At 74.8% G+C, this 19542-nt stretch carries 21 protein-coding genes and 1 pseudogene; 10 read left to right on the forward strand and 12 right to left on the reverse strand.

Translation table 11 applies throughout. From position 1 onward, the window contains the following. Window positions 1-91, reverse strand: a pseudogene (locus tag ACFY00_RS25280) (electron transfer flavoprotein subunit beta); the annotation flags it as partial. 129 nt (window positions 92-220) lie between these two features. Beyond that, entirely contained in the window at window positions 221-1840 is a 1620-nt protein-coding gene (locus ACFY00_RS25285) for an FAD-dependent oxidoreductase (RefSeq protein ID WP_388033833.1), read from the reverse strand. A gap of 82 nt (window positions 1841-1922) precedes the next feature. Between ACFY00_RS25285 and ACFY00_RS25290 the strand changes: the two genes are divergently transcribed. Next, window positions 1923-2537 (forward strand): helix-turn-helix domain-containing protein, encoded by a 615-nt coding sequence (locus tag ACFY00_RS25290; RefSeq protein WP_388033834.1) that lies wholly within the window; start codon window positions 1923-1925, stop codon window positions 2535-2537. Between the two features lie 67 nt (window positions 2538-2604). On the opposite strand, the gene ACFY00_RS25295 is transcribed toward ACFY00_RS25290, so the two are convergent. Both ACFY00_RS25295 and ACFY00_RS25300 read right to left on the reverse strand, forming a co-directional pair. After that, window positions 2605-3267, reverse strand: a complete 663-nt coding sequence (locus tag ACFY00_RS25295) for a Tat pathway signal sequence domain protein (protein ID WP_388033835.1) — start codon at window positions 3265-3267, stop codon at window positions 2605-2607. 132 nt (window positions 3268-3399) lie between these two features. After that, entirely contained in the window at window positions 3400-4386 is a 987-nt protein-coding gene (locus ACFY00_RS25300) for a hypothetical protein (protein ID WP_388033836.1), read from the reverse strand. 647 nt (window positions 4387-5033) lie between these two features. Here ACFY00_RS25300 and ACFY00_RS25305 point away from each other — a divergent pair. The 4 genes from ACFY00_RS25305 to ACFY00_RS25320 all read left to right on the forward strand — a co-directional run bounded on the left by ACFY00_RS25305 (window position 5034) and on the right by ACFY00_RS25320 (window position 8106). Next, window positions 5034-5663, forward strand: a complete 630-nt coding sequence (locus ACFY00_RS25305) for a DUF6230 family protein (RefSeq protein WP_388033837.1) — start codon at window positions 5034-5036, stop codon at window positions 5661-5663. Continuing rightward, window positions 5653-6201 carry a DUF6114 domain-containing protein gene (locus ACFY00_RS25310; RefSeq protein WP_388033838.1) on the forward strand — a complete coding sequence of 183 codons (549 nt, stop codon included), beginning with the start codon at window positions 5653-5655 and terminating at the stop codon, window positions 6199-6201. Before ACFY00_RS25305 ends, ACFY00_RS25310 begins: the two co-directional genes overlap by 11 nt. Before the next feature lie 232 nt (window positions 6202-6433). Next, a complete protein-coding gene (locus tag ACFY00_RS25315) occupies window positions 6434-7090 on the forward strand; it encodes an allophanate hydrolase subunit 1 (RefSeq protein WP_388033839.1) in 657 nt (218 codons plus the stop codon). A gap of 77 nt (window positions 7091-7167) precedes the next feature. Then, entirely contained in the window at window positions 7168-8106 is a 939-nt protein-coding gene (locus ACFY00_RS25320) for a biotin-dependent carboxyltransferase family protein (protein WP_388033840.1), read from the forward strand. 53 nt (window positions 8107-8159) lie between these two features. Here ACFY00_RS25320 and ACFY00_RS25325 read toward each other — a convergent pair whose 3' ends face one another. The 3 genes from ACFY00_RS25325 to ACFY00_RS25335 all read right to left on the reverse strand — a co-directional run bounded on the left by ACFY00_RS25325 (window position 8160) and on the right by ACFY00_RS25335 (window position 12030). Further along, a complete protein-coding gene (locus ACFY00_RS25325) occupies window positions 8160-9473 on the reverse strand; it encodes a VWA-like domain-containing protein (RefSeq protein ID WP_388033841.1) in 1314 nt (437 codons plus the stop codon). Beyond that, complete coding sequence (locus ACFY00_RS25330; RefSeq protein WP_388033842.1) at window positions 9470-10696, reverse strand: AAA family ATPase; 1227 nt, start codon at window positions 10694-10696, stop codon at window positions 9470-9472. Before ACFY00_RS25330 ends, ACFY00_RS25325 begins: the two co-directional genes overlap by 4 nt. 74 nt (window positions 10697-10770) lie before the next feature. Further along, window positions 10771-12030, reverse strand: a complete 1260-nt coding sequence (locus ACFY00_RS25335) for a hypothetical protein (protein WP_388033843.1) — start codon at window positions 12028-12030, stop codon at window positions 10771-10773. 262 nt (window positions 12031-12292) lie between these two features. On the opposite strand from ACFY00_RS25335, the gene ACFY00_RS25340 reads away from it, so the two are divergent. Together ACFY00_RS25340 and ACFY00_RS25345 are read left to right on the forward strand one after the other, a co-directional pair. Then, window positions 12293-13252, forward strand: coding sequence for an oxygenase MpaB family protein (locus ACFY00_RS25340; RefSeq protein WP_388033844.1), 960 nt, complete (start codon window positions 12293-12295; stop codon window positions 13250-13252). 693 nt (window positions 13253-13945) lie between these two features. Next, the gene (locus tag ACFY00_RS25345; protein ID WP_388033845.1) at window positions 13946-14245 is read left to right on the forward strand and encodes a WhiB family transcriptional regulator; all 300 of its coding nucleotides are present in this window, start codon (window positions 13946-13948) and stop codon (window positions 14243-14245) included. A 124-nt stretch (window positions 14246-14369) separates the two neighbouring features. Here the strand turns inward: ACFY00_RS25345 and ACFY00_RS25350 are convergent, their stop codons facing one another. From ACFY00_RS25350 to ACFY00_RS25360, 3 genes are all read right to left on the reverse strand, one after another. Continuing rightward, window positions 14370-14837 carry an ATP-binding protein gene (locus ACFY00_RS25350; protein ID WP_388033846.1) on the reverse strand — a complete coding sequence of 156 codons (468 nt, stop codon included), beginning with the start codon at window positions 14835-14837 and terminating at the stop codon, window positions 14370-14372. A gap of 141 nt (window positions 14838-14978) precedes the next feature. Then, the gene (locus ACFY00_RS25355; protein ID WP_388033847.1) at window positions 14979-15347 is read right to left on the reverse strand and encodes an STAS domain-containing protein; all 369 of its coding nucleotides are present in this window, start codon (window positions 15345-15347) and stop codon (window positions 14979-14981) included. A 128-nt stretch (window positions 15348-15475) separates the two neighbouring features. Continuing rightward, entirely contained in the window at window positions 15476-16390 is a 915-nt protein-coding gene (locus tag ACFY00_RS25360; protein ID WP_388033848.1) for an RNA polymerase sigma factor SigF, read from the reverse strand. Window positions 16391-16596: 206 nt separating this feature from the next. Here ACFY00_RS25360 and ACFY00_RS25365 point away from each other — a divergent pair, with 206 nt between their 5' ends. Both ACFY00_RS25365 and ACFY00_RS25370 read left to right on the forward strand, forming a co-directional pair. Beyond that, window positions 16597-16971: a hypothetical protein gene (locus ACFY00_RS25365; protein WP_285739676.1), complete on the forward strand. Its 375-nt coding sequence runs from the start codon at window positions 16597-16599 to the stop codon at window positions 16969-16971. A gap of 134 nt (window positions 16972-17105) precedes the next feature. Next, window positions 17106-17501, forward strand: coding sequence for an SsgA family sporulation/cell division regulator (locus tag ACFY00_RS25370; protein WP_388033849.1), 396 nt, complete (start codon window positions 17106-17108; stop codon window positions 17499-17501). Between the two features lie 67 nt (window positions 17502-17568). Here ACFY00_RS25370 and ACFY00_RS25375 read toward each other — a convergent pair whose 3' ends face one another. Both ACFY00_RS25375 and ACFY00_RS25380 read right to left on the reverse strand, forming a co-directional pair. Next, window positions 17569-17925, reverse strand: a complete 357-nt coding sequence (locus ACFY00_RS25375; RefSeq protein ID WP_388033850.1) for a PRC-barrel domain-containing protein — start codon at window positions 17923-17925, stop codon at window positions 17569-17571. Continuing rightward, a complete protein-coding gene (locus tag ACFY00_RS25380) occupies window positions 17922-18479 on the reverse strand; it encodes a MarR family winged helix-turn-helix transcriptional regulator (RefSeq protein WP_388033851.1) in 558 nt (185 codons plus the stop codon). Before ACFY00_RS25380 ends, ACFY00_RS25375 begins: the two co-directional genes overlap by 4 nt. 99 nt (window positions 18480-18578) lie before the next feature. On the opposite strand from ACFY00_RS25380, the gene ACFY00_RS25385 reads away from it, so the two are divergent. Continuing rightward, complete coding sequence (locus tag ACFY00_RS25385; RefSeq protein WP_388033852.1) at window positions 18579-19427, forward strand: SAM-dependent methyltransferase; 849 nt, start codon at window positions 18579-18581, stop codon at window positions 19425-19427. Window positions 19428-19542 lie beyond the last annotated feature (115 nt).

Here is a 19542-nt window from a genome sequence, read left to right on the forward strand (position 1 = left end):
CCTCCCGGTCGGTGGTGGCGTCCTCCGCGAAGCGACGGTCACCGGTCGCGTCGGGCACGTACTTCACACAGACAACGATCCTCAAGCTCACGGCCACCTTGTCCTTTCACGCGGGAGGGAACTGAGTTCCCTCACTAGACCACACTCTGTGCCACAGATCCACTCTGGCAGGGGTGTGAGAGGGGACTCAGTTCCCAGGCCGCGCGACCGGGCGCCGCGCTCAGGCGGCCCGGCGCAGACGCAGGGTGGAATCGCGGTGCGGGCGGGCGTCCGGGTCGGCGACGGGGTGCCCGGGGTGGTCGTGCCGGGCGTGCTCCTCGGCGAGCTCGACCGTCCACTGCGCCGGGTCCAGCCGCAGCAAGGCGAGCATCTCCGCGGGGGTGGGGAAGTGCATCTCGGGGTGCGGGCGGTCGTGCTTGACCGGGGGCGCGGCGTGGCTGGTGACGAGCAGCGTGCCGCCGGGGGCGACGGCCGCGGCGGCACGGCGCAGCACCCGCTCGCGCGGGAACTCGGCGGGCGAGTGGAGGAACTGCGCCGAGACCAGGTCGTACGCGCCGGACGGGAAGGCGTGCGCCAGGTCGACGCGCTGCCAGTCGATCCGGTCGGCGAGGCCCGCGGCGGCGGCCCGGGCGGCGGCCCGCTCCAGGGCGACCCGCGAGATGTCGACGGCGGTGACCTGCCAGCCCCGCTCGGCCAGCCAGAGCGCGTCCCCGCCCTCGCCGCAGCCCAGGTCGAGCGCCCGGCCGGGCGCCAGGTCGGCGGCCTGCACGGTCAGCGAGGCGTTCGGGCGGCCGCTCCAGATCTGCTCGCTCTCGCCGTACCGCTTCTCCCAGAACTCGACCGCGTCGACGGCCAGGCGGGTCTCCTCGGCGACCAGGTCGGCGTTGATCGCGGCGGCGGCGCGCAGCCCGTCCGCGGCGGCGATGGCGACCTGCGCGGCCGGGTCGGTCAGGTTGCCCGCCGCCCACACGCCGGGGACGCCGGTGGCGCCGGTCGGGTCGGTGGTGGCCAGCCGGGTGGCGAACCGGACGCCCTGGTACGCCAGGTCGGTGGCCGCCAGGCCCAGCTCGGCCAGGAACGGCGCGGTCACGGCCATCTCGGTGCCGACGGCCAGCGCCTCGCACTCCACCGCGGTGCCGTCGGCCAGCCGCACGCCGGTCAGCTCGGCGCCGTCGTCCTCGGGCAGCAGCGCGACCACCTCGCCGGGCACCACGCGCACGCCGCGGGCGGCCAGTTCGCGCCGCTGCTGCTCGTCGAACGGCCCGCCGGTGTGTGCGAGCAGCGTGACGTCCGCGCTCCACTGCCGCCACAGCAGCGCCTGGTGGACGGCGATCACCGGGTTGGTGGCCAGCACGGCGATCTTCCGGTCGCGGACCTCCCAGCCGTGGCAGTACGGGCAGTGCACCACCTGGCGCCCCCAGCGCCCGGCCAGACCGGGCACCTCGGGCAGCAGGTCGGTGGTGCCGGTGGTCAGCAGCAGGCGGCGGGCGTGCACGGTGCTGCCGTCCGACAGCTCGGCCCGGAAGCCGCCCTCCGCCTCGCGGCTGACGGACCGCACCTCCGCGTCGTGGAACTCGCCGCCGTACGAAGCGACTTCGGCCCGGCCGAGGGCGACGAGCTCGGCGGGCGGCAGGCCCTCGCGGCCGAGCAGACCGTGGATGCCCTCGGCGGGCGCGTTGCGCGGCCGGCCGGAGTCGACCACCAGGACGGAGCGGCGGGCCCGGGCCAGGGTCAGGGCGCCGCTGAGCCCGGCGGCGCCGCCGCCGACGATCAGGACGTCGTGCTGGCGGACCGGGTGCCGGTGCCGGTCGGGGTGCGGGTGCGGGTGCGTCGTGGTCATGCTCCGATGGTGCGCCGGGTTCGCCGGATTGACAAACAATGTTGCTGAGGTGGCAAATGGAGGCGTGGAGAGGAGCAGGACGGTGGGCGAGGCGACGGGCGAGGACTTCGAGGCGGTGCTGACGGGCGTCGGCCCCCGGCTGCGGGCGATCCGCCAGCAGCACGGCACCACGCTGGCGCAGCTGAGCGAGCAGACCGGCATCTCGGTCAGCACGCTGTCCCGGCTGGAATCCGGCGGGCGGCGGCCGACCCTGGAACTGCTGCTGCCGCTGGCCCGCGCGCACGGCGTGGCCCTGGACGAACTCGTCGACGCCCCGCCGACCGGCGACCCCCGGGTGCGGCTGCGCCCGTTCGTCCGGCACGGCTGGACGTACCTGCCGCTGGCCCGCAGCCTCGGCGGCATGCAGGCCTACAAGATCGTCGTCCCGGCGGGCGGCAGCCGGGAGAACTGCGAGCAGCGCACCCACGAGGGCCACGAGTGGCTGTACGTGCTCTCCGGGGAGCTGCTGCTGAAGCTGGGCGAGCACGAGGTGGTGCTGAAGGCGGGCGAGGCGGCGGAGTTCGACACCCGGACACCGCACCTGTTCACCAACGCGGGGCGGGTGCCGGTGGAGTTCCTCAGCCTGTTCGGGCCGCAGGGGGAGCGGGTGCACGTGCGGGCGCGTACCGCCAACAAGGCGGAGAAGGACGGGGATTGACGGCCGGACGGCGGGACGCCGCGCCCGTGGGGGTGGGCGCGGCGTCCGAACGGGCGGTGGCAGGGCGTCAGTTGACGAAGACCGTGCCGCCGAGGGTGGTGTCGGTGACCGGGCCGTAGGCGGCCGAGAAGCTGATGCTGGCGAAGCAGATGCTGGGGCCGGACAGCTTGGTGAAGGCCTGGTTGGCCATGGTGATCTGCGCCGGGCTGTTGGTGGCGTTGCCGTGGAGGGCGCCGCCGGTGGAGGAGTAGGTGCACAGGGCGTTCCCGGCCAGGGTCTTCAGGTTGACGACCGCCTGGATGGAACCGCTGAGGGTGACCGGGAACCCGGCGGAGTCGGAGATGCTCAGGGTGTAGGGCAGGTTGCTCATGGTCAGGCTGTTCACGCCGCTGACGCCGACCACGTTGGAGGTGCAGCCGGAGAAGGTCAGGGTGCCGACCGGGCCGGACGCGGTGGCGGAGCCGGTGGCGAGCGGGTTGCTGCTCACGCTGCCGCCGATGGTGGAGGTGGTGCACTTGACGCCGGTGGTGGTGCCCGGGTTGTACATGGTGGCCAGGGTGCCGCTCACCAGGTTCGCGGACAGGCTGTCGCCGACCCCGACGGGGGTGGTGGTCCCGGCGATGGTCAGCACCGGGGTGGTCCCGGCCGCGTTGGCGGGCGCGGCGGGCAGGGCGAGCAGGGCGCCGGCGGCGGCGAGGGCGGCGACGCCCGCGAAGGTGCGGTTGCGCATGAGGGTTCGTTCCTTCCGGTGGGTGGGGCGGATCGGATCGGACGGAGCTGCTCCGGCACGGGTCGCCGGAGCGCGTGCCGGTCCCGCGTTGGGGACGGGGCGGCACGGGCAGGTGGGGGAGCGGGGGTCGGGTCAGTGGGCGGAGCTGTCGCTCAACGCGGCGGTGAGGTCGGCGATGTCGGTGTCCAGCACGAAGGAGGCGTCGGTCTGCTGGAAGCTCACCGAGTCCTTGCCCGCGGCGGCGGGCAGGCCCATGGTCCAGTTGATGATCTGGTTCAGCGAGCCGAGCACGCCGCACCCGTTGGCGCCGGGCACCGCGAAGGTGTTGTCGACCAGTGACGCGCCGGTCTCCGAAATGGCCAGCGCGTTGTGCCCGTTGGGGTCCGGGGCGTAGTCCAGGGTGCCCGGGTCGCCGGTCATCGGCGGGGTGGAACCGGTGGACCCGGTGGTGGGCTTGAGCAGCAGCGGCGCGGCGTCCGAGCCGACGTAGCAGTGCAGCCCGAACAGCGCGTTGTACAGGTGCAGTTTGATCGGCAACCGGAACACCGGGTACGGCTCGCCGGTCGCCAACGGCGTGAACTTGGTGACCGGGCCCGCGAGTTCGACCTGGGCGAAGACGCTGGTGATGCCCGGCAGGTAGTTCTGGACGCCCGGGATGTTGATCTGCACCATCGGCGCGCTGAGCAGCGGGGCGCCGGTCGGCGGCACCACGGTGTACTGGTTGGCGCTGCTGCCGTCCGGGAACGACACCTCGGGCGCCGACTTGTCCCAGTAGAAGCCGAACTGCAGCGTGATCGGCGAGTTGAACGGCACCACGGTGCTGCCGAGGGTGAACTTCCCGGCCTTGGTCACCGACACCAGGCAACCCACCTGGAGGTTCTCCGGGTTCTGCATGGCGGGCGCCGCGAGCGGACAGTTGCCCATGCCGGTGTACGGGGCGCCGGGCGCCGTGGTGCCTGCCGTGGCGGCGGAGGCCGGGGTGACGCCGGAGAGCAGTGCGGCGCAGGCGAGGACGGCGGCGGGTGGCAGCAGGCGGCGGAGCCGGCGTCGGGGTCGGGACGCGGAGGCGGGGGTGGTGGGCGTGGCGGTGGGGGAGCTGGTGCGCAAGGTGGGGGGCATGGCGGGGCACTCCTGACGGCAGGGGGTGGGCAGGGCGGTGCGACCGGACGGGTGGGTGCCGGAGCGGGCCGGGGTGGCCGGACGGGCCGGGGTGGCCGGGAGGTCGGGGCGCGGTGTGGTGGGGCGCGGTGCGGCTGAGCGGGGTGGGCCTGGGGGAACAGGTCGCTCGACGCCACGAGCGACCGGGCCGAGGGCGCACGACTGCCACCGTTGCGCCGGAGCGGTCCGCCGTACCGGGAACGCGGCGCCCCCGTACGGGAGGTGCGCCGGGCCGGAGCGAGAACGACCCGGTGGGTGCGGCGGAGCGCCGTGGTTACCGCCGGGTACCTGCCAAGTTCTAGGCGGCCTTTCGGTTCAACGTCAAGGCGGTGCGCGGAAGTTGGAAGGAAGGTGAGTGGAGTTCGGCCGGATCGAGTTCTCAAGTCCCCCGACAGTCACGGGAGTTGACCTGAGTTTCGGAAATCCCGGACGGTGCGCGAAGTATTGACCCGCCATGTACCCCGGGGTAACTTCCAGTCAGCCCGCCGGTTGTGAGAAAGATCGTCAACTGCACTGCCATACAACACAGTTGGCGATCCGAGCCCACGCCAGGCACTCAGACCGACGAAGAGCAGCGGATCCCCCACCCGAACCCTCTGGAGCTGTCCATGGCACCCTCCGCAGAACAACCCGCCGCCACCACGACCGGGCGCGGCCGGGTCCGGCTGCGCCGCGCCGCACTGATGGCGATACCGGCCTGCGTCACCGCGGGCGTCCTGGTGACCCTGACCGCGCAGAACGTCCTCGCCACCCAGTTCGCCATCTCCGGCATGGCCTTCCAGGTCACCGCCGACAAGCTGGACGGCAGCGGGTTCGAGCAGTTCGGCACCCTCGACAACATGATCGAGAACAGCCCCAACGCCGGGGACACCGGCGGCCAACTGTTCCTGATCCAGACGGTGGTCAAGCAGGCCTCACTGACCAAGCTCTGCCAGAGCGTCAACCTGGGCGGCATCAACCTGCTGATCACGGCGGGCGACAAGGGCACCCCCGTCACCGCCGAGAACCTCACCACCGACTCCGACCTGATGAGCGGCGACGCCGAGTTCAAGGGACTGGAAGTCGGCCGCGACGCCAGCACCTTCGACAAGGGCGGCGTGGCCGGCCCGCCCGGCATGTTCGGCCAGCAGGGCGACACCGTCACCGTCGACCACTTCCGGCAGCAGAACTACGCCACCACCGCCGGAACCTTCCGCCTGCCCAACATGCACCTCAGCTTCAGCAGCGATGGCTGCTGAACCCGGACCGGCACCGGGCCGGGCGGCCGACACCACGGCCGCCCGGCCCGCCGCCGACACGCCCGCCGTCGGCACGCCCGTCGCCCCGCGCGGTTTCGCGGGCTGGCGCGGACGCCGACCGTTCTGGGGCGGCCTGCTGGTCGTCCTGGCCGGGAGCGAGATCCTGTTCACCGAGAAGGCCCCGATGCGCATGGTCATCCGCATCGGCATGCTCGGTCTGGCGGGCTACATCGTCCCCGGCCTCATGGTGCTCTGCGGACTGCTGCTCATCTTCCACCCCGTCCAACGGATCTTCTACTCCCTGGTCGCCGTCCTCGCCACCCTCGGCAGCTGGGTCACCTCCAACCTCGGCGGCTTCTTCATCGGCCTGCTGCTCGGCCTGATCGGCAGCAGCCTCTCCTTCGGCTGGCTCCCCGACCAGCCCCGACGCCGCCGCCTGCTGCGCCGGGAACCGAAACGCGGTGCGGACGGCGGTGCGGACGGCGCAACGCACGGCGGCGCGGAGCGCGGACCGGCACCCGAAGCGACCCCGGCCTGACCGGGGCGGCGCCCGGCGGAGGAGCGTGGCCACCGTCGGACGCCCCGGCCGCGGCCCCCGCACACCGAGCGGGCGGGGACCGCGGCCGGGCCCCGCACCGGACACCGGTGACGGCCCGCCACTTCTTGGTACCTTGGGCAGCCGACGGCCCGCGGACGCCCGCGGACGCCCGCAGCGATGCGGCGGCGTGGCGGCACAGCGGTGCAGCGGGCCCGGACACACGGCGGCGGGCATGGCCACGGCGGACGGGACGGGTGCGGTGCGGGTACTGCGGTGCGGCAGCGACGCCGTCCTGATCGAGGCCGAGGACGCCGAACAGGCCCAGCGGCTGCACGCGGCCCTGCGCGACGCCCCGCCCGCGGGCACCGGCGAACTCGTCCCCGCCGCCCGCACCGTCCTGGTCCGCTACGACCCGGCCGCGACCGACTGGCAGCGCCTGCGGGCCGCCGTCACCGCGCTCCCGCTGCACGAGGCGCCACCGGCCTCCGCGGCGGAGACCGTGCTCGTCCCCGTCCGCTACGACGGGCCCGACCTCGCCGAGGTCGCCCGACTGGCCGGGCTGACGGAACGCCAGGTCGTCGAGCGCCACACCGCCGGGCACTACCGCGTCGCGTTCTGCGGCTTCGCCCCCGGCTTCGCCTACCTCACCGGGCTCGACCCGCGCCTGCGGGTGCCGCGCCGCGCCGAACCCCGCACCCGCGTCCCCGCCGGGGCGGTCGCCGTCGCCGACGAGTACACCGGCGTCTACCCCCGCACCTCGCCCGGCGGCTGGCAACTGCTCGGCACCACCGACCTCCCGCTGTGGGACGCCGCCGCCGACCCGCCCACCCGGCTGCGCCCGGGGACCGCCGTGCGCTTCGTCGTGGCGGGGCCGGGAGGGGAGTCGTGAACGGGCCCGTCGAGGACGGCGTACCGGCGCGAGACGGTGTATCGGGTGCGGGAGGGGACGCAGACGCGAACGCGAACGTGGACGCGGACGCGGACGCCGGGCGGGCCGGGCTGCTGGTGGTGCGGGCCGGGTACGGGGCGACCGTGCAGGACCTGGGGCGCCCCGGGCTGGCCGCGCTCGGGGTGGGGCGCTCCGGGGCCGCCGACCGGGGCGCGCTGCGGCTCGCCAACCGGCTGGTGGGCAACCCGGAGGACGCCGCCGGACTCGAAATGCCGCTGGGAGGCGTCGAGTTGGCGTTCCGGCGGACCGCCACCTGCGCGCTCGCCGGAGCCGACTGCCCGGCCTGGGTGGACGGCCGCCCGGTCGGCCCGCGCACCCCGCTGGCGGTGCCCGCCGGGGCCCGGCTGCGGATCGGCACGCCCGGCCGCGGCCTGCGCGCCTACCTGGCCGTCCGCGGCGGGCTGGACGTCCCCGCCGTGCTGGGCTCCCGGGCCACCGACACCCTCGCCGGACTCGGACCGCAACGGCTGACGGTCGGACAGCTGCTGCCCGTCGGCACCACCGCCACCGGCTGGCCCGCCGCCGAACACGCCCCGCGCCGCGACCAGGCCGAGCCCCTGGTGCTGCACGTGATCCCGGGGCCGCGCGACGACTGGTTCACGCCCGCCGCGCTGCGCACCCTGTGCGGCGAGCCGTACACCGTGACCGCCGACAGCGACCGGGTCGGCATGCGGTTGGACGGCCCCGTGCTGGAACGGGCCCGGGGCGGCGAACTGCCCTCCGAGGGCATGGTGGGCGGCGCGCTCCAGGTGCCGCCGTCCGGGCGGCCGATCCTGTTCCTCGCCGACCACCCCGTCACCGGCGGGTACCCGGTGATCGCGGTGGTCCGCCGCGCCGACCTGGACGCGGCCGCGCAGGCCAGGCCCGGCGACGTGCTGCACTTCCGGTTGGTCGGTCGGGCGGATGGTCGGTCGGGCGGTCAGGCGGGCAGTCGGCCGGACAGTCGGTCGGACTGAGGACGGAGCGGGAACCGGGGGAGGGCCCCGGTTGCCCCGGATCCGGTGGCGGGTCACCCCAGGGTGACGACCTTCGCCCAGCTCGGCGGGGTGTCCGGCTGGTAGTCGGGATCGTCCTCGTCCACGCTGCGGGGACGCGGGAACAGGCCGACGACGGTGCGGCACGGGGGCGGGCTGCTCGGCCACGGGGTCTGGCCGTCCGTCAGGACGACGACCACGTCCGGGGCGGGGCGGCGGCGCAGGGCCGCGGTGAAACCGGTCCGCAGGTCGGTGCCGCCACCGCCGACCAGCTCCCACCCGCCCTCGGCGGCGGCCTCCCGGACGAACCGGGCGGCGGCGTCGCAGGAGACCACCGAGACCAGGTCGCGCCGTCCGTCCACCGCGCGCAGGATCGCCGCGGTCTCCAGCAGCGCGCTGCCCAGCTCGCGGTCGCTGACCGATCCCGAGGTGTCGACGACCACCGCGACCCGGGGCGGGCGGCGGCGCAGCGAGGGCAGCACGACCCCGGGCAGACCGGACGAGCGGCGCGCCGGACGGCCGTAGCTGTAGTCGGTGCCCGCACCCGCCGCGGCCACCGCGGAGCGGACCGCCGCACCGAGCAGCTCCCGCCAGGGCTGCGGCGGGTGGAAGGCCTCCCGGGCCCAGCGCCGCCAGCCCGCGGGCGCGCTGCCGGGCCGGCCCAGGATGCCCTGGGCGACCCGGAAGCGGACCAGGTCGCGCTCGTGCTCGGCCAGGCCGTGCCGACAGTCGCACTCCGCCCCCGGACCGTGCGGGCAGCCCGGGCCGGACTCCCACTCCCGCTCCAGGCCGTCGGCGCCGCTGCCGCACTCCAGCCAGACCAGCCGCTGATACTTGGTGTCGATGGTGAACTGCCGCAGGTAGTCCTCCATCAACCCGCCCTCGGCCAGCCCGAGGGTGCTCGGGTAGACCGCGTCGACCGGCCGGACCAGGCCGTCGCCGAACGCGTCGTCGTTGATCTCGCAGTCCGCGGCCAGGTTGACCCGCAGCCGGTCGGCCGGGCCGTCCAGGCCCAGCGCGCGCATCGCCCGGTCGCCGCGCCGGGCGTGGTCGCGCAGCAGGTGCGAGACCTCGTGCACCCAGACCGAGGCCAACTCCTCCTCGGAGATGCGGTCGACGAATCCGGGCGAGACGTAGCACCGCCAGTACCGGTCCACGGCCATGGTCGGCACCCGGGACGACTCCACCACGTGCATCGCGAACAGCGCCGTCGCCAGGTACGGGCGCGCCCGCACCGCGTGCAGCCGGGCCGCGAACAGCTTCTCGGTGTCCAGCCGCAGCGTCGTCCGGGCGGTGGCGGCGGTGGCGGCGGTGGCGGTGGCCGCGCCCGCTCCGGCCGGGGTGCTCATCGGTGCCCCGCGGTGGCGGGGACGCGGGCCGCCGAACGCTCCGCCCGGCGGGAGACCTGCAGCGCACCGGCGAAGCGGTGGACCAACTCCGGTACCTCCCAGGCGTCCTGGCGCAGCGAGGCGAGCGTGGTCACCGGCACCACCAGCAGGTCGGGCGGGCTGGTCTCCAGCGCGCGGGCCATCAACGCCCAGGCGGAGTCCCAGCGTTCGCGGGTCGGGCGGGCGCGGACGGCGGCCACCACCCCGTCCAGCACGGTCTGCCGCAGGTCGCCGCGCTCGGGCAGGACGGCGGCGGCCGGGTCGGCGAGCAGGTCCTCGGGCGCGGGCAGGTCCATCCGGTCGACGGTGGCGAGGAGTTCGAGCCCCGGACCGTCGCCGACGGTGCCGCGCACCAGCAGCGACAGCACCTCGCGGGAGGATCCGGCCGCCGAACCGAACGCGAGCAGCCGCACGGTCATCTCCCAACTGCGCGGCGACGGCCACGCCTTGCCGCGCCGGGCCTCGGCGGACGGCAGCCGGTGGGCCAGCTCGGGGCGGACGGTGAGCAGTCCGCACACCGCCCGGCGGGCGAACTCGACCGCGGCGGGCAGCCGTTCGGCGTCCAGCCGGGGCAGTTCGGCGCGCGGCCACACGCCGCCCAGGCCGCGCACCACCACCTCGGCGTCGTGCACCCAGTCCAGGTGGACGAAGCGGTTGGCCAGCGGCGGGCTCAGCTCCCAGCCGTCGGCGGCCGAGGCGCGCGGGTTGGCCGCCGCCACGATCCGCACCCCCGGCGGGAGTTGCAGCGAACCGATGCGCCGCTCCAGCACCAGCCGGAGCAGGGCGGCCTGCACCGCCGGTGGCGCGGTGGACAGTTCGTCGAGGAACAGCAGCCCGCGGCCCTGCCGGACCAGCCGCACCGCCCAGTCCGGCGGCGCCAGCGGCACGCCCTGCGTGGCGGGGTCGTCCCCGATCACCGGCAGGCCGGAGAAGTCGGACGGCTCGTGGACGCTGGCGATCACCGTGGTGAGCGGCAGGTCGAGTTCGGTGGCGAGCTGGGTCAGCGCGGCGGTCTTGCCGATGCCGGGCTCCCCCCACAGCAGGACCGGCAGGTCGGCGGCGACGGCGAGGGTCAGCGCCTCGGTCTGGAGATCCTGCCGGGGCTCGGTGCCGGACTCCTTCAACAGGCCCAGGAGGCGTTCGGCGACGGCGAGTTGGGGCGAAAGCGGAACGGAAGAAGACATGGGTGATCACCTTTGGGGTCGGAGAAGACGTGGCGGGCGTGCCGGGGACCGGTGGGCGTGGCGGGGCGTCGGCCCTAGCAGGACGTCCAGTGCCGTCGGCTGTGCGGAGGGAGGCGGTGCGGGCGGCCGTTCGGGCGCGGGTCGCCCGGCACGGGGATGGGAGCGGTGTCGTAACGGCTGCGACCGGGTTCGAGACCGGCCGCGTGCAGACTGTGGACCAGGCGGCGCCGCAGGTCGGCATCCAGCACCTCGGCCAGCGGGCCGTGCCGCAGCACGGCCTTCGGGCCGATGAGTCGGCGCACGGCGGCGAGCGCCCCGGCGCGGTCGCCGTGCAGCAGCCGCTGCCGGATGGCGTCCAGGTCCTCCGGCTGCCGGTGCGCGCGGTCGATCGCCCGCAGGCACGGCAGCGGAGGCCCGCCGAGCTCCGCCAGCGCCTCCTCGCGCCGCAACTGCTCCGGGTCGTGGTCGAGCGGCACCAGCACCCCGTCGACCACGGCGAGCCGGTGCGGGACACCACGGCACTCCACCGTCAACGGCCCCTCCCCGCCCGCCCGTTCGGGCCGGGATTCACGTACGGACCGGTGGCCGGGGACGAGCGCGGCGGCCACCAGCGGGTGCAGCGCGTCCGGCCCGATCAGCCCCGCACGGAGCAGCAGCAGGTCGGGCGGCGTCCACGTGGCGGCGTCCGGCAGTACCGCCAGGCCGCGGACCCCGCGCACGCTCTCCACCGCCGCGGTCGGCGGGCCGCCGAGCAGCAGGTACTGCCGGTGGGCCAGCCGCACCGCGACGGGGGCGTCCTCCGGCAGCCCGTCCGCCGAGCGGACCAGCGCCGCTTCGAACCGCCATGCCGCATCCGCGATCTGACGATTCGTCAAAGAGGCGCTGCGATCGGCGAGTTCGGAGGTGCGGCGGGCGTCCCAGAGGTGCCGGTGCAGGTCGAGGCGGAAGCGCGGGTCAGGGCGCGGCCGGGGCCGCCCGGCGGACGGGCGGGCGGCGGCGTCCCACAGCGCCAGCCCGATCCGCTGGCCCGCCGAGGCGTGGCCCGGCGCCGTCCGGGCGACCAGGTGCAGCGGCGGCCCGCCCCCGTCGCGCGGGTAACGCGCCAGGGACAGCGTCAGCCCGGGCCGCAGCACCCCGTCCGGGGCGATCCGCGGCAGGTGCCAGCGCAGCAGGTCGGGGGCCAGGTGCCGCAGGTCGGCCCGGAGCCGACCCGTCAGCTCGGACCCGTACGTGCGGGTGACGGCGCGCAGCTCGATCTCCGGATCGCATCCGGCCGCTGCGCAGGCTCCGCCCCAATCGCCCAGCGCACGGCGGGCGGTGGCGGTCTCGATCATGGCCGGGGGAACGGCGAAACGCCGGACGCGCGACCAGAAACTGTTACGGGTGTCCTCGTCCAGGAGGGAAGTGTCGTACATCAGCACGCACTTCGGAAGGACGGGACCTCCAATCCGTGAGTAGTCATCGTCGGTGATCGTAGCCGCAGACCGGCGAACTGTCAGCTCCGTTCCGATCCCGCCAGCGCGCCGCGCCCCGGACGGTTCCCGACGTAGGGTGACGGGAAGGGACAGGAAGCCGGTGGCGGAAGGGCGGTGGAGGATGTCGGACGGACGGGCGGCGGGCGGACGGCCCCGGTGGCGGCGGCCCGGCGAGGCGCTGCGGCTGCGCCTGCTACGGGAGATCAACTCCACGGTGCACGGCGCCGACCTGCACCTGGAGCGCTACGACCGCCCGCCCGGTGACCCGGGGCTGTTCGGCCCGGACAGCGTGGTGTGGCGGGTGCACGGGCACCCGGCCGGGATGCTGGTCGGCGGGTTCGCCGCGCTGATGCTCCAGTCGCTGCACCCCGTGGCGATGCGCGCCGTCGCCCAGCACTCCGACTACCGCACCGACCCGGTCGGCCGACTGCACCGCACCGCCCGGTTCGTCTCCACCACCACGCTCGGCTCCTCCGCCGCTGCCGAGGCCGCGATCGCCGACGTCCGCCGCATCCACGGTCACGTCCGCGGCCGCGACGCCGAGGGGCGGCTCTACCGGGCCGACGACCCCGACCTGCTGTGCTGGGTGCACACCGCCGAAGTGGCCTGCTTCCTGGCGGGACACCAGGTCTTCGCCGGTGGTGACCGGTTGACCGCGGCGCAGTGCGACGACTACCTCGCCGAGGTCGCCCAGATCGGCCAACTCCTGGGCGCCGACGGCGTACCCCTCTCCCGTGCCGAACTCGCCCGCTACCTGGCCGGGGCGCGCGGTGCGCTGCGGGCCGGGCCCGAGGCGCTGGAGGCCGTCGGGCTGCTGCGCGGCTTCGGCCGGACCGGGCGTGAACGCCTCGCCGTCCGCGTCCTCACCAACGCGGCGATCGGCCTGCTGCCCGCCTGGGCCCGCTCCGCGCTCGGCATCCGCCGCCCCTGGGCCGTCCGCCGGCTCTGGGACCGCCCGCTGGCCCGGCTGCTCAGCGCCGTCATGGTCTGGGCCTGCGGGCTGTCCCCGATCCGCGCCGCCGCGACCGCCCGGGCCCGGGCGAAGTCCTCCGTCCCGGCGGGCGGCGGCGCGGGGCGCTGACCGCGGGGCGCTGATCGCGGGCGGCGGCGCGGGGCGCTGACCGCGGGCGGCGGCGCGAGGCGTTGAGCCCGGACGCGGCGGAGCGGCCGTCGCGTCCGGGCCAGGGTCCGGGTGCGACGGCCGCTCCGGCGTCGTCAGTGGTCAGCGTGGGGTGCGGGGAGTGCGGACGTCAGCACTGGGGCCGACGGCCGTGGTTCGCTCCGCGCCTCGCGCGGGCCTTCTTCTTGCGGCGGCGCTTCGACGACATGGCCTCTCCTCTCGCGTGGTGCACAACGGCCCCCCGTCCACCGTGCCCCGTCCGCGCCGAACCCGCCAGCCGACCTGCTCCGTCGGCCCGCCGGGACGCGCCGGCCGAGGAGTGGCCGCCGGTCGAGACCCCGGAGGCCCGGATGACCGCCGAGGGGGCGCCACTGCCGGACGAGAGCGAGAAGACGCCGAGGACGGCCCTGAGTTCGCCGTCCCGGCCTCCTCGCCGCCCGAGAACGAGGGCGAGAACGAGGGCGAGAACGAGGCCGAGGACGAGGGCGACTGACCGGGAACCCTCCGCGTGGTCCGGGTGCTTCGGTCGGGGGCGCTTCGCTCGACGGATCCCGGTTAGACGGACGGAAATCCGCTCATCGGCACAGCTGCCCAGCAGCTCGTCTGCCAGAGCGACGAACCGATGATCCGACCGTCCGACGGAAGGAGTACCCGATGACCGTGATCTCGCACCTGCCCGGCGCCCACGAGGAGGAGTGGGAGTGGCAGCTCAGCGGCGCCTGCCGCGCCGCCGACTCCCAGCTGTTCTTCCACCCCGCGGGGGAGCGGGGCCAGGCCCACGACGACCGCGACCGCGCCGCCAAGGCCGTCTGCGCCCGCTGCCCCGTCCGCGAGCGCTGCCTGATGCACGCCCTGGCCGCCCGCGAACGCTACGGCGTGTGGGGCGGCTGCACCGAGGAGGAACGGCGCGGCATGCTGCGCCGTCGGCGGCGCAACCGCGCCCGCGTCAGTTGAGACGCCGCCGAGACGCCCCCGAGCGGGCGGACGGGCACGCGACGGAGGCGGCCCCCGGAAAACCGGGGACCGCCTCCGTTTCTGTGCCTTGGTTGTTGTTGCGGCCCGGACCCGGACCTGCTGCTCAGGCGAGCAACCGGGTGGCGTCGATCTCCGCCCAGATGGACTTGCCCTGGCTGTGCCGGTCCGCACCCCAGCGGTCGGCGGTGCGCTGCACGATGTACAGGCCGTGCCCGCCGGGCAGGCCCGGCAGGTGCGGCGTGCGCAGCGTCGGCAGGACCTCGGACGCGTCGGAGACCTCGATCCGCAGCCGCTCGGGCGTCGCGTCCAGGACGAGCTCGAGCGGACCGCCCGCGTGCAGCATCGCGTTGCCGACGAGCTCGGCGACCAGCAGCACGACGTCCTCGGGGAGGTCGGGGTCGGGCGGTGCGGACCACGACCAGTCGCCCAGCGCCTCCGCGGTGAACGCCCGGGCGCGGGCCACCGGGCGCGGCACGCCCACCAGGCGCAGGCGACGGCGCTGCCCGCCTCGGGGCAGCGCCGCCCCCGCGTCGGGACGGTCGCCGTCGAGGGTCCCCCGGCTCGGTGTCACGTGCGGGTTCCCTTCGCTCTGGGCGGCGGTTTCATCGGTCCATCTCATCAGCTCGATCTCACGAGTCGGTTGCCCGGCCGGGCCCGGATCATGCCGGGGATGCCCGGTCCTTCGTGACGCGGTGGTTGACGTATGCACGGCTCACCCGCCCGCCGCGAGGGCCGCTTCCACCGTCTCGTGGATGGCGAACACCGCCTTCGCGCCGGTCAGTTCGAGCAGGTGCTGGACCGAACCGGAGAGCGCCGCCAGGTGGAAGGCCACCCCTGCGTCGGTGGCGGCCATCCGGGTCTGGAGCAGCAGGTTCAGCCCGGACGAGTCGCAGAAGTCGACCCGTCCGAGGTCGACCACCACCACCGGGGGGCGCTCGGCCAACAGCAGGTCGAGCACCTCCCGGGCGGGGGCCAGGGTTTCGATGTCCAGATCGCCCGCCAGTACGCACACCGCCGCATGCGACGGTGTGCGCCGGACATCGACGGCAAGGGGGGCCATGGGCAAGTTCTCGGCTGGCATCCTCGTCCTGTTCCTTCGACCGATCTGCCTCGACCTTACGCATTGACGGGCCCGATGGTCGAGACGGGGAGCCCGGTGCGGTCGGTGCGGACGGCCTGGGCCGCCGCGGCAACGAGAATTGGCGGAGATCAGTCCTCGGCCGAGAGGCCGGTGCGCAGCTTGGCGAGCGTCCGCGACAGCAGCCGGGACACATGCATCTGCGACAGCCCGAGGCGCTCGCCGATCTGCGACTGGGTGAGGTCCTCGGTGAACCGCATCGCCAGGATCTGCCGCTCCCGCTCCGGGAGCTGCGCGATCATCGGCTTCAGCGCCACCAGGTTCTCCACCAGCGCGAACCGTCCGTCGACCCGGCCCAGCCGCTCGGCGGGCTGCTGCCCGTCGCCCTCGCCCGGGGAGGTCAGGTCGAGGGAGCCGGCGGTGTGCGCGTTCGCGGCGGCCAGTCCCTCGATCACCTCCTCCTCGGTCAGCGAGAGGTACTCGGCGAGGTCGGCGACGGTCGGCTCGTGGTCCAGCGTCTGGGCCAGCGCGTCCTGCGCCTTCGCCAGGTCCAGGCGCAGCTCCTGCAGGCGGCGCGGCACGTGCACGGACCAGGTGGTGTCCCGGAAGTGGCGCCGTATCTCGCCGACGATGGTGGGCACCGCGTACGTGGTGAACTCGACGCCCAGGTTCGGGTCGAACCGGTCGATCGCCTTGATCAGGCCCACCGAACCGACCTGCAGCAGGTCCTCGTACGGCTCCTTGCTGTGGCCGAAGCGGCGGATCGCGAACCGGACCAGGGTCAGGTTCAGCTCGATCAGGGTGTTGCGGACGTAACTGAACTCGCGGGTGCCCTCCTCCAGGCCCGCCAGCCGCCGCAGCAGCACCCGGGTCATCTCGCGGGCGTCGCTCGGCGAGGCGTTCGACGGGTCGGCGAGCACCTCCGGGTCGAGGCCCGGAACGTCGAGCAGGGACGCACCCGCGGGAGCGGGTCGGGCCGCTCCGAGCTGGTCGGAGGGCACCTCGGTGGTGGCGTTCAGGAGAAGTTCATCAGTGGGCACGGGCATGCCAGTCCTTTCCTCGTCTCCGGCCGGTCCGTCCCCGGGTACCCGGGGTTCCTTCGATCATGCAGGATACGACGATGGAGATTGGGTGAAGGAAATGTGATGACTTCCGAACGGCATGGATGTGCATGCGCCCGGGCGGGCGGGGCAAGCGGCCCACCGACGCGGACCGCGCCCGGCGGCCGCACTCCGGCGAAGGAGGGAACACCATGGGCCGGATCGAGGAATCCATCGAGATCGACGCGCCGATCGGCACGGTCTACCGCGAGTGGACCGACACCGAGTCGCTGCCCGCGTGCATGCGCGGCGGGGCGGGGCGCGGCGCCACCGCGACCGAGGTGCTGCCGCCCGACCGGATCGCCTGGAGCGGCGGCCCGGAGCTGCCCGGACACTCCGGGGTCGTCACCTTCCACCGGGTCACCGACCACAGCACCCGGCTGATGCTGCAGCTCGACACCGAGCCCCACGGGCTCTGGGGCCACCTGGTCGAGGGGCTCGGCTTCACCGACCGCAAGGTCATCGACGACCTCGCCGCCTTCAAGGCACGGGTCGAGGAGCACCAGCAGCACCACCAGGCCGCCTGAGCGGGCCGGCCCCGCTCGCTCCCGCTCATCCCTGTTCGTCCCGTTTCGCTCCGGCGCTCCGTGCGCCCCACGGCTCCACCCGCCCCAGCAGATTTCGTCCCAGCAGCCCGCGAGAAACGGAAGGGAGCACCGCCATGGGCCCCGTCACCGAGCGGATACCCCTGCACCTGCTCGCCCCCGACGGCGCCGCCGTCCGACTCGAAACCGACTGGCGTTACCAACCCGACGACCCGTACGCGGTGAGCCTCGACTTCGGCCCGCGCGCCGCCGGGGCGGGCTGGGTGCTGTCCCGAGAGATGCTGCTCGCCGCGCTGCACGGGCCGGTCGGCGAGGGCGACCTCCACTTCGCGCCCGTCGACGACGGCCTGCTCTGCCTGGTGCTCGGCGGCGCCGGCGGCTCGGTGGTGCTCACCGTCGAATGCGCCGCGATCGCCGCGTTCCTCACCGCCACCCTGGAGCTGGTGCCGCTGGGCGGCGAGTCCGAGCGGATCGACTGGGACCGCGAGCTGGCCGGGCTCCTGTCGGCCTGAGCGGCCGGAGGGCGGGGGCCGTGGCGGGGCCGGGCCCGGATGGGTCCGGATGGGCCCGGGCGGCGGCTCAGCGGCGCGCCAGCCGCCGTTCGCCGCTCGCGCCGGTGGCGTAGTCGAGGTGGTAGTGCGCGAAGACCTCGGGCTCCTGTTCGGCGGTGAGCACGTCGTCGGTGCCGATGGACGGCGCGCTCTTCACGTCGTTGCGGTTGAACGGCACCCGCAGGTAGCCGGGGCCGGCCACCGCGTCCGCGATCGGCACGAACGTCAGGCGGTGCCGACCGAGCATGCCGACCGTGACGGTGGCGAAGGACGGCTCGTCGGTGGCGGTGTCGACGTAGACGTTCTCCAGGCTGCCGATCTTCTTGCCGTCCTGGTCGAGCACGTCGTGGTTGCGCCACTCCCGGATGTCGGCGATCTCGATCATTCACGGCCTCCGTGGGCTGGACTCGGACCCTGGGCATCCCCGTCCGTTCCATGCTCACCGACGGCGCCGGAGCGCGCTCCCCGGACGGGCGCCCAGACGTCCGGGGGCGGCGCGGACGGCGCCGGTCCGGCGGTCGAGGCAGCGGGGAGCAGCAGGGCGCAGAGCTCGTCGAGCAGCTCGGCGGCCCGTCGGGCCTGCGCGGGGTCGGGCAGGGCCCGGGCGAGCAGCGGTTCGGCGGGGCGGGCGGCCCGGGCGCGGACGTAGCCGCGGGCGAGCGCCGAGACGGACAGCAGGGTGCGGCGTCCGTCGGTCGGGTCCGGGGCCGCCTCCAGCAGGCCGCGTTCGCGCAGGCGGGCGACGGAGGTGGAGATGTGGCTCTGGGCGAAGCCGGTGCGGACCCGGATGTCCTGCACTGAGCTGCCGGGGTGCTGGTACACGTCGGAGACCACCGCGATCTCGCCCGGGGTGAGGGTCTCCGAGGCGTGGTCGGTGACCATCGCCCGGCCCAGTTCGGTGAGCCGCTTGCCCAGTCGCAGAAGCCGTACGCCGTCCATGGCGGACAGGCTACCGCTCCGCCGCCCACTGCATCGGCGAAGATGCATCTGCGCTGATACATCTTCCCAGATGCATCTGTGGAGATGTAGTTTTGCGGCATGACGACCAACGAGCCCGTCGGTTCCGACCCCGGCACGCACCGCGCCGCCCAGTTGAGCCCCGTCTCCCGCACCGCACTCTCGGTGGCCCGGGTGCGCGCCTACGAGAGCAGCCGACCGGAGCCGCTGTTCACCGACCCGTACGCCCTGGCCTTCCTCGAGGCCTCCGGCACCCCGCTGCCCACCGGGGGCCCGGCCGGGCCGCTGGCCCGGCTGCTGGTCGCCCGGGGCGTCATGCGCACCCGCTTCTACGACGACCGGCTGCCCGCCCTCGGCCCCCGCCAGGTCGTGCTGCTCGCCGCCGGGCTCGACACCCGCGCCCACCGGCTGTCCTGGCCGTCCGGCACCCGGCTGTTCGAGCTCGACCTGCCCGCCGTCCTGGACTTCAAGCAGGGGGTCCTCGACGAGCAGGGGGCCGAGGCGGCCTGCGAGCGCACCGCGCTGCCCGCCGACCTGGCCGACCCCGCCTGGACGGGCCGGCTGCTGGCCGCCGGGTTCGACCCCGCACGGCCCACCGACTGGCTGGCCGAAGGACTGCTGGTCTACCTCGACGCCGACCAGGCCGCCGGACTCCTCACCGCCGTCGGCGACCTGTCCGCGCCCGGAAGCCGACTGCTGACCGAGCAGGGGCGCGACCTGACCGAGGTCCCGGCCGAGGCGGGGCTCACCGAGATGACCGCCCTGTGGCGCGGCGGCCTCGGCTCCGGCACCGCCGACTGGCTGGACGCGCACGGCTGGCGGACCGACTTCACCGCGATCGACGCCTTCGCCGCGAGCCTCGGCCGCGAACTGCCGCCCGTCGGAGGCTTCGACGGCGCGGGCTTCCTGGAGGCCCACCGCACGGCCTGAGTCGTCGAACCGGTCGTCGAACCGCTCGACGAACCGGCCCAAGCGCCGTACCCCACGGGCACGTTCACCGCCGACCGGAGGAACCGGCCGACGGTGAACGGGTGTTGCGCAGGGC

The organism is Kitasatospora sp. NPDC001540, from assembly GCF_042894345.1.
Lineage (GTDB): Bacteria > Actinomycetota > Actinomycetes > Streptomycetales > Streptomycetaceae > Kitasatospora > Kitasatospora phosalacinea_C.

Excerpts from the sequence above, each read along its gene's own strand:
- ACFY00_RS25285 (WP_388033833.1), bottom strand. The coding sequence starts at position 1,840 with ATGACCACGACGCACCCGCACCCGCACCCCGACCGGCACCGGCACCCG.
- ACFY00_RS25295 (WP_388033835.1), bottom strand. The coding sequence starts at position 3,267 with ATGCGCAACCGCACCTTCGCGGGCGTCGCCGCCCTCGCCGCCGCCGGC.
- ACFY00_RS25300 (WP_388033836.1), bottom strand. The coding sequence starts at position 4,386 with ATGCCCCCCACCTTGCGCACCAGCTCCCCCACCGCCACGCCCACCACC.
- ACFY00_RS25305 (WP_388033837.1), top strand. The coding sequence starts at position 5,034 with ATGGCACCCTCCGCAGAACAACCCGCCGCCACCACGACCGGGCGCGGC.
- ACFY00_RS25310 (WP_388033838.1), top strand. The coding sequence starts at position 5,653 with ATGGCTGCTGAACCCGGACCGGCACCGGGCCGGGCGGCCGACACCACG.
- ACFY00_RS25315 (WP_388033839.1), top strand. The coding sequence starts at position 6,434 with ATGGCCACGGCGGACGGGACGGGTGCGGTGCGGGTACTGCGGTGCGGC.
- ACFY00_RS25325 (WP_388033841.1), bottom strand. The coding sequence starts at position 9,473 with ATGAGCACCCCGGCCGGAGCGGGCGCGGCCACCGCCACCGCCGCCACC.
- ACFY00_RS25330 (WP_388033842.1), bottom strand. The coding sequence starts at position 10,696 with ATGTCTTCTTCCGTTCCGCTTTCGCCCCAACTCGCCGTCGCCGAACGC.
- ACFY00_RS25335 (WP_388033843.1), bottom strand. The coding sequence starts at position 12,030 with ATGATCGAGACCGCCACCGCCCGCCGTGCGCTGGGCGATTGGGGCGGA.
- ACFY00_RS25340 (WP_388033844.1), top strand. The coding sequence starts at position 12,293 with ATGTCGGACGGACGGGCGGCGGGCGGACGGCCCCGGTGGCGGCGGCCC.
- ACFY00_RS25345 (WP_388033845.1), top strand. The coding sequence starts at position 13,946 with ATGACCGTGATCTCGCACCTGCCCGGCGCCCACGAGGAGGAGTGGGAG.
- ACFY00_RS25355 (WP_388033847.1), bottom strand. The coding sequence starts at position 15,347 with ATGCCAGCCGAGAACTTGCCCATGGCCCCCCTTGCCGTCGATGTCCGG.
- ACFY00_RS25360 (WP_388033848.1), bottom strand. The coding sequence starts at position 16,390 with ATGCCCGTGCCCACTGATGAACTTCTCCTGAACGCCACCACCGAGGTG.
- ACFY00_RS25365 (WP_285739676.1), top strand. The coding sequence starts at position 16,597 with ATGGGCCGGATCGAGGAATCCATCGAGATCGACGCGCCGATCGGCACG.
- ACFY00_RS25370 (WP_388033849.1), top strand. The coding sequence starts at position 17,106 with ATGGGCCCCGTCACCGAGCGGATACCCCTGCACCTGCTCGCCCCCGAC.
- ACFY00_RS25375 (WP_388033850.1), bottom strand. The coding sequence starts at position 17,925 with ATGATCGAGATCGCCGACATCCGGGAGTGGCGCAACCACGACGTGCTC.
- ACFY00_RS25380 (WP_388033851.1), bottom strand. The coding sequence starts at position 18,479 with ATGGACGGCGTACGGCTTCTGCGACTGGGCAAGCGGCTCACCGAACTG.
- ACFY00_RS25385 (WP_388033852.1), top strand. The coding sequence starts at position 18,579 with ATGACGACCAACGAGCCCGTCGGTTCCGACCCCGGCACGCACCGCGCC.